This window comes from Nonomuraea longispora, assembly GCF_004348345.1.
GTDB lineage: Bacteria > Actinomycetota > Actinomycetes > Streptosporangiales > Streptosporangiaceae > Nonomuraea > Nonomuraea longispora.
In genome coordinates this window covers 1-9,035 of the sequence record NZ_SMJZ01000282.1, presented here as the reverse complement: position 1 = coordinate 9,035, position 9,035 = coordinate 1, and the positions used below count along the sequence as shown (strand labels likewise).

At 72.6% G+C, this 9,035-nt stretch carries 11 protein-coding genes; 4 read left to right on the top strand and 7 right to left on the bottom strand.

Annotated features, from left to right (window positions below; translation table 11 throughout):
• Positions 1-225 precede the first annotated feature (225 nt).
• From E1267_RS40640 to E1267_RS40610, 7 genes are all read right to left on the bottom strand, one after another.
• Complete coding sequence (locus tag E1267_RS40640; protein WP_246064627.1) at positions 226-660, bottom strand: DUF4396 domain-containing protein; 435 nt, start codon at positions 658-660, stop codon at positions 226-228.
• 131 nt (positions 661-791) lie between these two features.
• Entirely contained in the window at positions 792-1,493 is a 702-nt protein-coding gene (locus E1267_RS40635; RefSeq protein WP_132341144.1) for an IclR family transcriptional regulator, read from the bottom strand.
• 128 nt (positions 1,494-1,621) lie between these two features.
• Positions 1,622-3,004, bottom strand: coding sequence for an FAD-dependent oxidoreductase (locus E1267_RS40630; RefSeq protein WP_132341142.1), 1,383 nt, complete (start codon positions 3,002-3,004; stop codon positions 1,622-1,624).
• A complete protein-coding gene (locus E1267_RS40625; RefSeq protein WP_132341140.1) occupies positions 3,001-4,302 on the bottom strand; it encodes an MFS transporter in 1,302 nt (433 codons plus the stop codon). Before E1267_RS40625 ends, E1267_RS40630 begins: the two co-directional genes overlap by 4 nt.
• A gap of 333 nt (positions 4,303-4,635) precedes the next feature.
• Positions 4,636-4,923, bottom strand: a complete 288-nt coding sequence (locus tag E1267_RS40620; protein ID WP_132341138.1) for a hypothetical protein — start codon at positions 4,921-4,923, stop codon at positions 4,636-4,638.
• A 174-nt stretch (positions 4,924-5,097) separates the two neighbouring features.
• Positions 5,098-5,313 carry a hypothetical protein gene (locus E1267_RS40615; RefSeq protein WP_132341137.1) on the bottom strand — a complete coding sequence of 72 codons (216 nt, stop codon included), beginning with the start codon at positions 5,311-5,313 and terminating at the stop codon, positions 5,098-5,100.
• Positions 5,314-5,393: 80 nt separating this feature from the next.
• Positions 5,394-5,993 carry a hypothetical protein gene (locus E1267_RS40610; RefSeq protein ID WP_132341135.1) on the bottom strand — a complete coding sequence of 200 codons (600 nt, stop codon included), beginning with the start codon at positions 5,991-5,993 and terminating at the stop codon, positions 5,394-5,396.
• A 263-nt stretch (positions 5,994-6,256) separates the two neighbouring features.
• Here E1267_RS40610 and E1267_RS40605 point away from each other — a divergent pair, with 263 nt between their 5' ends.
• The 4 genes from E1267_RS40605 to E1267_RS40590 all read left to right on the top strand — a co-directional run.
• The gene (locus E1267_RS40605) at positions 6,257-6,670 is read left to right on the top strand and encodes a TOBE domain-containing protein (protein ID WP_132341134.1); all 414 of its coding nucleotides are present in this window, start codon (positions 6,257-6,259) and stop codon (positions 6,668-6,670) included.
• 11 nt (positions 6,671-6,681) lie between these two features.
• Positions 6,682-7,464, top strand: a complete 783-nt coding sequence (gene modA, locus E1267_RS40600; protein WP_181957913.1) for a molybdate ABC transporter substrate-binding protein — start codon at positions 6,682-6,684, stop codon at positions 7,462-7,464.
• Positions 7,465-7,469: 5 nt separating this feature from the next.
• Positions 7,470-8,375, top strand: coding sequence for an ABC transporter permease (locus E1267_RS40595; protein WP_132341132.1), 906 nt, complete (start codon positions 7,470-7,472; stop codon positions 8,373-8,375).
• Positions 8,372-9,035: ABC transporter ATP-binding protein (locus E1267_RS40590; RefSeq protein ID WP_425465127.1), on the top strand; the 664-nt coding region annotated here is incomplete at its 3' end. The genes E1267_RS40595 and E1267_RS40590, both read left to right, overlap by 4 nt.

Below are 9,035 nucleotides of genomic sequence, written 5' to 3'. Positions count from 1 at the left end.
GCAACAAGCCCTCATGGGCGGCGAGAAAGCACCCTCCGAACGCGTCATCGAAGACAACCGCGCCGTCTCCGGCCACGAATACCGGCTGCAGACCGACGGCGAACACCCGATCACCAGCCTGGCCGCCAACCGCTGACCACCACCGAGCCGGCGGTACGGCCCTACGGAACAGCCGGGCGCGGCAGAGCGCCCGGCCGTTCCGCCGTGCCGGGCCCGCGGTCCGTGCTAGTGGTGGTAGGCATGGATCACCGCGTGCCCCCTGCCGCGCCCGATGATCCACTTGTTGATCGGCGTCGTGACGACGAACGCGACCAGCAGCGAGAACGCCAGCGCACCCCAGAACAGCAGCGTGGCGAGCCCGGCGTCCATGGCGCCGGGGATGATCAGCATGACGCCGTTGTCGACGATCTCCATGATCAGGATCGACACGGTGTCGGCGGCCAGCGCGAGCCGCAGCGCGCTGCGCCACGTCAGGCGTGCCCGGATCAGGCCGCGCATGGTGAGCGCGTAGCCGAAGACGAACGCCAGGACGACGGCCAGCAGGATGCTGGGCAGGGTGTGCCAGCCCAGCGCGGTGGCGATCACCATGCCGAGCACCTCGCCGATGGCGCAGCCGGTGAGGCAGTGCAGCGTCGCCGACGCCGCAGTTCCCCACGTCACCCGCACCGGCTGCGCGTCCTGATGCGTTCCGTCCTCGGCGCTCGTGTTCCCGCACCTCCCCGATCACTGGCACCGCTGCTACCCACGCGGCTCCGGCTCCAACCGCGGGGGCGGGACGACGGGCCGGGCGGCTACCCGCGCGCGAGGCGGTCGGACAGCCGCTCCGCCGTCTTGCGCAGTCGCGCCGCGATGGCCTCCGCCTGCGGGCGTATCCGTGCGGCCGGACCGGCGACGACCAGGGCGGCGACCACCTTCCCCGAGGCCCCGCGCACCGCCGCGCCCGCCGCGCACACCCCTGCGACCGACTCCTCCAGGTTGAAGGCGACGCCGCTCTCCCTGATGGTGTCCCGCTCGGCGAGGATCGTCTTCCCCGAGGGAGTGGCGAGCTCGCCGCGCTCCTTCAGGAACGACGTGAGCTCGTCGGCGCCGAGGTCGGCGAGGAACAACTTGCCCATCGACGTCGTCAGCAGGGGACGGCGCGAGCGCAACGGGACGGCGTAGCGGATCTCCTGCGCCGACTCCACCTGGTCGATCACCACGAGGTTGTCCCCGGAGCGCACCGCGAGCTGCGCCGTCTCGCCGGTGTCGGCCGCCAGCCGTTCGAGCTCGTCGTGGGCCAGCCGTTCGAGCGGGTGGTCGCCCAGCGGCATGGTCAGCAGCTCGATGCCCGGCCCGAGGAAGAGCAGACCTGCCCGCTCGTACAGGTAGTCGGTGGCCAGCAGTCCCTGGGTCAGCGTGTGGACCGTGGACTTCGGGATGCCGACCATACGCGCCAGCGCGGACAGGGTGACGCCCTCCGGACGGGCGGCGACGGTTTCCAGGATGACGACCACGCGGGACACGGTGGGATGCGGTCTCGGCGGCACGTGCTCACCGGCCTTTCCTGCGGTGATCTGCGGTGATCTGCGGTGATCGGTTTTCCTAGCCGCAGTCTAGTCACGCTCCACGCCGATGCCGCCCGTCACGCGGTGCCGTCCACCACGCCGCCCTGGGCGCGGATGACGTCGCGCACCTCACCGACCGGCACCTCCCGTACGTCACCGAGTCCCGCACGGGCGGCGAGCGCGGCCGCGGTCCCCGCCGCCTGGCCCGTCGCCATGCAGGTGCCGATGACCCGCGCGGACCCGTTCGCCTCCCGGTCCGACGACAACGCCCGCCCGCAGACCAGCAGGTTGCGCACGTGACGCGGGACGAGTGCGGCATAGGGGATGTCGTAGGAGCGCCCGCCCTCGATGGGGACCCGCTTCTGGTAGGTGCCGCTGCCGTGGATGTCGACGTGGTGGCCGCCCTTGGCGACGCCGTCCGCGTGTTTGCGGCCGCGCAGCGCGTCGGCGCCGCTCAGCGTGTGCTCCCCGGCCACCCGCCTGGTCTCCCTGATCCCGACCTTCGGTCCCGCCCCGGCCAGGTGGGCGCCGGCGAAGCCGGGCAGGTGCTTGCGTACGAAGCCGATGGCGGCGCGGACCTGCCCGGTGAGCGTGGCCAGCGCCTCGCCCATCGCCCGGGCGTCCATCGCGTCGATGCCCGACACCCTCGTCGTGTTCAGCCCGAGCTCGCGCCGCGCCAGCGAGGTCGGCCACATCCACATGCCGGTGGTGGGGTACAGGCTGCCCTGCTCGATCGCGGTGCCCATGAGGGAGCCGGGGTCCTCGGCGCTCATCGCGACGAACGGCAGGCCGGACGCGTGCACCCGCTCGGCGCACTCCGCCGGTGTCTTGCCGATCACGGGGTTCTGACCGAGCATGAACTGCTCGGGATTGTCGCGTACGAACTGCAACAGCGGCCCGAAGTCGACGCCGCCCATGCGGAACGTCAGGCTGACCGGCTGGAACCCGCCGTGCACGTCGCCGCGCTCCAGCCGCGCGCCCGCCAGCTCGGACACCGAGCCGTCCCCCGAAGCGTCCACCACGACGTGCGCCGTCAGCGTTGACCGCGTCCCGGCCCGGTCGAGCACGCTCACCGCCGCGGGGCCGCCGTCGGCCGTCTCGACGGCGATCACCAGGCTGGAGGGCAGGAAGGTCACCGAACGGACGGCGAGCTGCTCGACCACGGCGATGCGCATCGCCTCCGGGTCGACGCAGGTGCCCCACGTGGTGCGCCAGTCGAACAGGTCGCCGACATAGCCGTCGAGGGACGCGCAGCTGTCCAGCAGAGAATCCAGCGGGCCGCCGACGATGCGCTCGCCCAGGCTGTTGCGAGTGCCGAGCAGCGGCAGCCCGCCGACCAGCTCCCCACCGGGGTACGGCGAGGCCTCCACCAGCGCTGTGCGCGCGCCGTTGCTCGCCGCCGCGAGCGCCGCGGCGACTCCGGCCGCGCCCGCGCCGACCACGATCACGTCGAAGGTCATGGGTGTTCCTCTCGTCCTCGTACGTATGCCAAGGCCGCGCCCTCAGCGGCATGGCGGGTTTCCGGCAGCAGGTGGGCGGCCCACGCCGACACCGCGTAGACCACGGTGATGTACGCCGCCACCAGCCACGGCTCTCCTCCTGCCGCCGCCACCAGCGCGCTGGCCACGAACGGCGCGGTGCCGCCGATGAGCGCGGCGGAGAACTCCCGCGACAGGGCGATGGAGCTGTAGCGCACCTGGGGACGGAACAACTCCGCGTAGAAGGCGGGCTGCGGGCCCAGCAGCGCGCCGTCGCCGATGCCCAGCATCGCGATCACCGCGACCGCGATGAGCAGCGCGGAGCCGGTGTCGAGAAGGAGGAAGAAGGGGAAGGAGATGGCCGCGCAGAACAGCGCGCCGCCGACGTAGACCGGCTTGCGGCCCACCCGGTCCGACAGCGCCCCGAACAGCGCGGGCGTCACCATCCGCACGCACGTGGCGGCGGTGACCGCCATCAGCGCCGAACTCTCCGGTGCGCCGACGGTGTCGGCGACGTACGAGAGCACGAACACCGCGGGCACGTAACCGGCGATGTTGGGGGCGAAGTTCGCCACGAAGGCCAGAAAGAGCGTGCGCCGCGACCCGCGCAGGGCCTCGGCGAGCGGGGCGCGCGTGACCTCGTTGGCCTCGCGTACCCGCTGGAAGGCGGGGGTCTCGGCGATTCTCGTCCGGATGTAGATGCCCACGCCGGCGACCAGGAAGCTGGCCAGGAACGGGATCCGCCACCCCCAGGACAGGAAGACGTCGTCCGGCATCGAGGACACGGCGGTGAAGCTCCCGGAGGCGAGGAGAACTCCCGCCGCGTTGCCCGCCACCGGAAAGCTGCCCCAGAAGCCGCGGTTGTGGCGGCCCGCGTATTCGGTCGTCATCAGCGCGGCGCCCGCGTATTCCGCCCCGGAACCGACCCCTTGCAGGATCCTGAGCAGCACGAGCAGGATGGGCGCCGCCATGCCGATGCTCTCGTAGGTCGGCAGCAGGCCGATCAGCGTGCTCGCCGTGCCCATCAGCCCCAGCGTGACGAACATCATGGTACGGCGCCCGATCCGGTCGCCGAAGTGGCCGATGACCACGCCGCCCACCGGCCGGAAGAAGAACCCGACCGCGAAAGTCGCGAACGACGCGAGGGTCGCGGTCGTACCCATGCCGTCGGAGAAGAAGACCTTGTTGAAGACCAACGCCGAGGCCAGCCCGTACAGCCCGAAGTCATACCACTCCAGGGCCGTGCCGATGGTGCTGGCGACGACCACCCGTCTTTTCATGGCACACCGTCCATAATGATGGACACTAGTTCAGCATTACGGACGATTCTGGGTGTGCCGGAGAACACCTGTCAAGGTGCCGACGTGGTCGAGCCCGATGACCCACCTGACCATGAGGTGCGGCAGGAACACCAGAACGGTGCCCCCGACCAGCAGGAATCGCGACGAACCCGGCCACGATGAGGACGCCGATCCCCAGGGCGGCGTAATCAGCCATCGCCGCCGAGCCGAGCAGCGCGGCCAGCCAGTAGCCCAGGCTTCCCCATCCCGTCGCCAGGAAGAAATAGGCCCCCACCGACTGGAGGCCGTGCGTCCCGCGTTACATGCCGCCGTTCACGAGAGCCGGCAGGCGTTCACCGCGTGCGGCGCGAGCACCTGCGAGTCCTCCAGGATCTCGATGCAGAAGGCCTCGACGAGCGAGTTGCAGGCGCTGACCCTGGCCGGCGTCGACGCGTAGCCGTTCTCGTTGAGGTAGGCGAGGCAGTCGTCCGGCGACTGCTGCACGACTCGCTGGACGCCCGGCGAGACCGACCCGGCGGCCGCCTGCGCCGGCAGGGCGGACGTGCCCATCGCGAGTGCGGCCAGGGTCCCGGAAATCGCGACGACCTTCAGAATGCGCATGACAGGCGAGCTCCTTTGTCACTGCTTCGACATCCGGCCGCGCCACAGGTGGCCGAACCGGCGGGTACGGTGCAGTCTTGTCTCGCCTGGAGGGAATCGCCAGGGCGTGCGCCGGACAGCGACCGGACACCCGCCGGACGCGTCCCGGGTCCGCGCGGGAACTCGGCGGCAGGTTCAGGCGCTGGCGGCCGCGCGCCAGCGGGCCAGGATGCTCTCGTCGTCGGTGCTGCCGTGCCAGGCGGCTCCCTCGGGAATCACGTACGGGAGCCAGGTCGCGTAGTCGGGAGCGTCGGGCGCGATGTCGCGCGTGCCGTCCACCCGGGTGCCGTCCGGCAACACGCTCGACTCGGGTACGCGCAGGACTCCGCCGGCCAGCATGATGGCGGTCATGAGCGCGTCCCTCCCGTCTCACCGGTCACCGATCCTCCCCTCAGAATAGCGCGCGCGTTCAGCAGGGCAAGGAAATCCGCTCAGCCCAGCCCGTACCGGCCGGAAATCCACAGGTAGGCGCGCTGAGCGGCGTGCTCGTCCCCGAATAAGCGGATCAGGCGGCGGGCTCGTCCGGTGAGCACGCAGGCGAAGGCTTCGGCGTAGAGCTCGGCAGGGTCCTCCCGGAAGGGCGGCGGCAACTGCGGCGCGCGCGACGCGTGCAGGTGGGCCCAGAACGCCCCGCGCGACGGCAGGCCTTCCAGGTGGTCGGTGGCGTGCCCCAGTTCGTGCCCGGCCACGCTGACCGACGGGGACGGCACGCTGCCGACGCCGACGCGGCGCCGGCCGGGGTCGTAGACGCCGGCACTGCGCTCCCAGCGGCCCTGCTGGAACGGCAGCGCGACACCGCGAAGGGCCTCGAACCCGGGCAGGTCGGGCACGGCGCCCGGCCCGACCACGATGCCGCCGTCGAGGTGTGCGGCCAGCCGGACCCCCAGGGCCCGCGGCACGGCGGACAACGTCATGACGGCCAGGAGCGACTCGGCGGGCGGGAAGGTGCCGGGTTGCCAGGCCCGGGTCAGGCGGCGCTCGAGCGCACCCACGTGGAGCCAGCCCGGCCGCCCCCTGCTCTGGCCGGCCAAACCCATCTCCCCCGGTGTCCACGCTGCACGACCGCCCGGCCGTGCCCTCAGCCCGGTGGCGAGAGCCGTCGACCGCGATCAATGTCGATGATCGCAAAGAACTTTAGCGAGGGTTGCGGTGCCGCGCATCCGGGCCTGCCGCGTACGGCCGCGGCGGAGGGCTCCTGACCTCGCGGACGCCATGGCGGAGTGGGCTTCCGGATCGCTTCTGCGAGGGAATCCCGGGATTTTCCCTGGAATGCGCGGAGAGTATGGTGAGGGTTGTGACGACGTTCCGGATCAGCGAGGCCGCGGCGCTGCTCGGGGTCAGCTCCGACACGGTACGCCGGTGGGTGGACGCCGGCCGGCTGGCCGCCGATCGCGACGAGCACGGGCATCGGCGGGTCAACGGCGCCGACCTGGCGGCCTTCGCCCGTTCGCAGGTCGAGAGCGACGGCGAGGGCGGCCGTTCCTCGGCGCGCAACCGCTTCCGCGGGATCGTCACCGAGGTGCTCCGCGACGCGGTGATGGCGCAGGTGGAGATCGCCGCAGGGCCGTTCCGCGTGGTGTCGCTGATGAGCCGCCAGGCCGCCGACGAGCTGGGCCTGGAGCCGGGGGTGGTGGCGGTCGCCGTGATCAAGTCCACCAACGTCGTCGTGGAGATCCCCGGTCACGAGCGTGTGGCCGGTCACGTGTGAGGAGCGCTCCTGTGGTGTTCAGACGTCTTCCCCGATGGGCGATCGTCCTGCCCGTCGCGCTCGCGCTGGCGGGGCTGCCGGGTTGCGGTGGCGGCGGACCGGCCGCGTCCGCCGGCGGGGGCTCGAAGGAGGTGACGGTGTTCGCGGCGGCGTCGCTGACCGAGACGTTCACCACGCTCGGCAGGACCTTCGAGGCCGCGCATCCGGGCACCACGGTGCGGCTCAACTTCGGCTCCAGCGCCACGCTCGCCCAGCAGATCGTCCAGGGGGCGCCGGCCGACGTGTTCGCCTCGGCCAGCCCGGCCACCATGAAGACGGTCACCGACGCCGCACTCGCGGGCTCGCCCACCACGTTCGTACGCAACAAGCTGCAGATCGCCGTGCCCGCCGGCAACCCGGCCAAGGTCGGCGAGCTGAAGGACCTGGCCGATCCCCAGGTGAAGGTGGCGCTCTGCGCCGAGCAGGTGCCGTGCGGCGCCGCGGCGGTCAAGGCGCTCGGCGCGGCCGGCCTCCAGGTCACCCCGGTCACCCTGGAGCAGGACGTCAAGGCCACCCTCACCAAGGTCGAGCTCGGCGAGGTCGACGCGGCCCTCGTCTACAGGACCGACGTGATGGCCGCCGGCGACGACGTGCGGGGCATCGCCTTCCCCGAGGCCGACCAGGCGGCCAACGACTATCCGATCGCCGTCCTGGCGCAGGCCCCGGCCGGTGACCTGGCCCGCCGGTTCGTCGACCTGGTGGTGTCGCGGCAGGGCCGGGACACCCTGACCGAAGCCGGCTTCGAGGTCCCCTGATCACGATGGACACCCCAGCGTCGCGATCCCAGCCGCCCGGCCCGCGTGGTGGATCCGCCGGACGCCCCCCGGCCGAGGGGCGTCCCGGAGGCACGGGTCACCAGCGGCCCAGGGGCGCCGGACGCGGGGGTTCGGGGCGGCTGCCGTGGTTGCTGGTGGTGCCCGCGCTCGCCGGGCTGGCCTTCCTCGTGCTGCCTCTGGCCGGCCTGCTGGTCCGCGCCCCCTGGCCCACGCTGCTCGTACGCCTGGCGGAGCCGCACGTGCTGGAGGCGCTGCGGCTGTCCCTCGTGTGCGCCACCGTCGCCACCGCGGTGTGCCTGTTGCTCGGCGTGCCGCTGGCCTGGCTGCTGGCCCGGGTGGAGTTCCCCGGCCGGCGGCTCGTACGCGCCCTGGTCACCGTACCCCTCGTGCTGCCCCCCGTGGTGGGCGGCGTCGCCCTGCTGCTGGTGCTGGGCCGGCGCGGCCTGGCCGGGCAGTGGCTGGAGGCCGCCTTCGGCATCTCGCTGCCGTTCACCTCGGCGGGGGTGATCGTGGCCGAGGCGTTCGTCGCGATGCCCTTCCTGGTGATCAGCGTGGAGGGCGCGTTGCGCGGCGCCGACCGGCGTTTCGAGGAGGCCGCCGCCACGCTGGGCGCCTCGCGCCTGACCGTGTTCCGGCGGGTGACGCTGCCCATGGTCATGCCGGGCGTGGTGGCGGGCGCGGTGTTGTGCTGGGCGCGGGCGCTGGGCGAGTTCGGCGCGACCATCACGTTCGCGGGCAACTTCCCCGGCACCACGCGGACGATGCCCCTGGCGGTCTACCTGGCGCTGGAGACCGAGCCTGAGGCGGCCATCGTGCTCAGCCTGGTTCTGCTGGCCGTCTCGGTGGTCATCCTGGCCAGCCTGCGCGACCGGTGGGTGAACAGCCCGTGACGCTGCAGGCCCGTCTGGTGGTCGTCAGACCCGCCTTCACCCTCGACCTCGCCATGGAGGTCGCGCCGGGCGAGGTGGTGGCGCTGCTCGGCCCCAACGGCGCGGGCAAGACCACCGCGCTGCGCGCCCTCGCCGGGCTGACCCCCCTGACGGGCGGCCACATCACCCTCGACGGCGGCGCCGTGCACGGGCTCGCCACCGAGCGGCGGCCGATCGGCATGGTCTTCCAGGACTACCTGCTGTTCCCGCACCTGTCCGCCCTGGACAACGTCGCCTTCGGGCCGCGCTGCCAGGGCGCCTCCAAGGCCGAGGCCCGCCGTGTCGCCGCCGCCCTCCTGGAGCGGGTCGGGCTGTCCGGCCACGCCGCCTCCAGGCCGCGGCGGCTGTCCGGCGGCCAGGCGCAGCGGGTGGCGCTCGCGCGGGCGCTCGCCGTACGCCCGCGGTTGCTGCTCCTCGACGAGCCGCTGGCCGCGCTGGACGCCCACACCCGGTTGGAGATCCGCTCCCAGCTGCGCCGCCACCTGGCCGACTTCGACGGCGCCACCGTCCTGGTCACCCATGACCCGCTGGACGCCATGGTGCTGGCCGACCGGCTGATCGTCGTCGAGAACGGCTCCGTCGTCCAGCAGGGCGCCCCCGCCGAGGTGGCCCGCCGCCCCC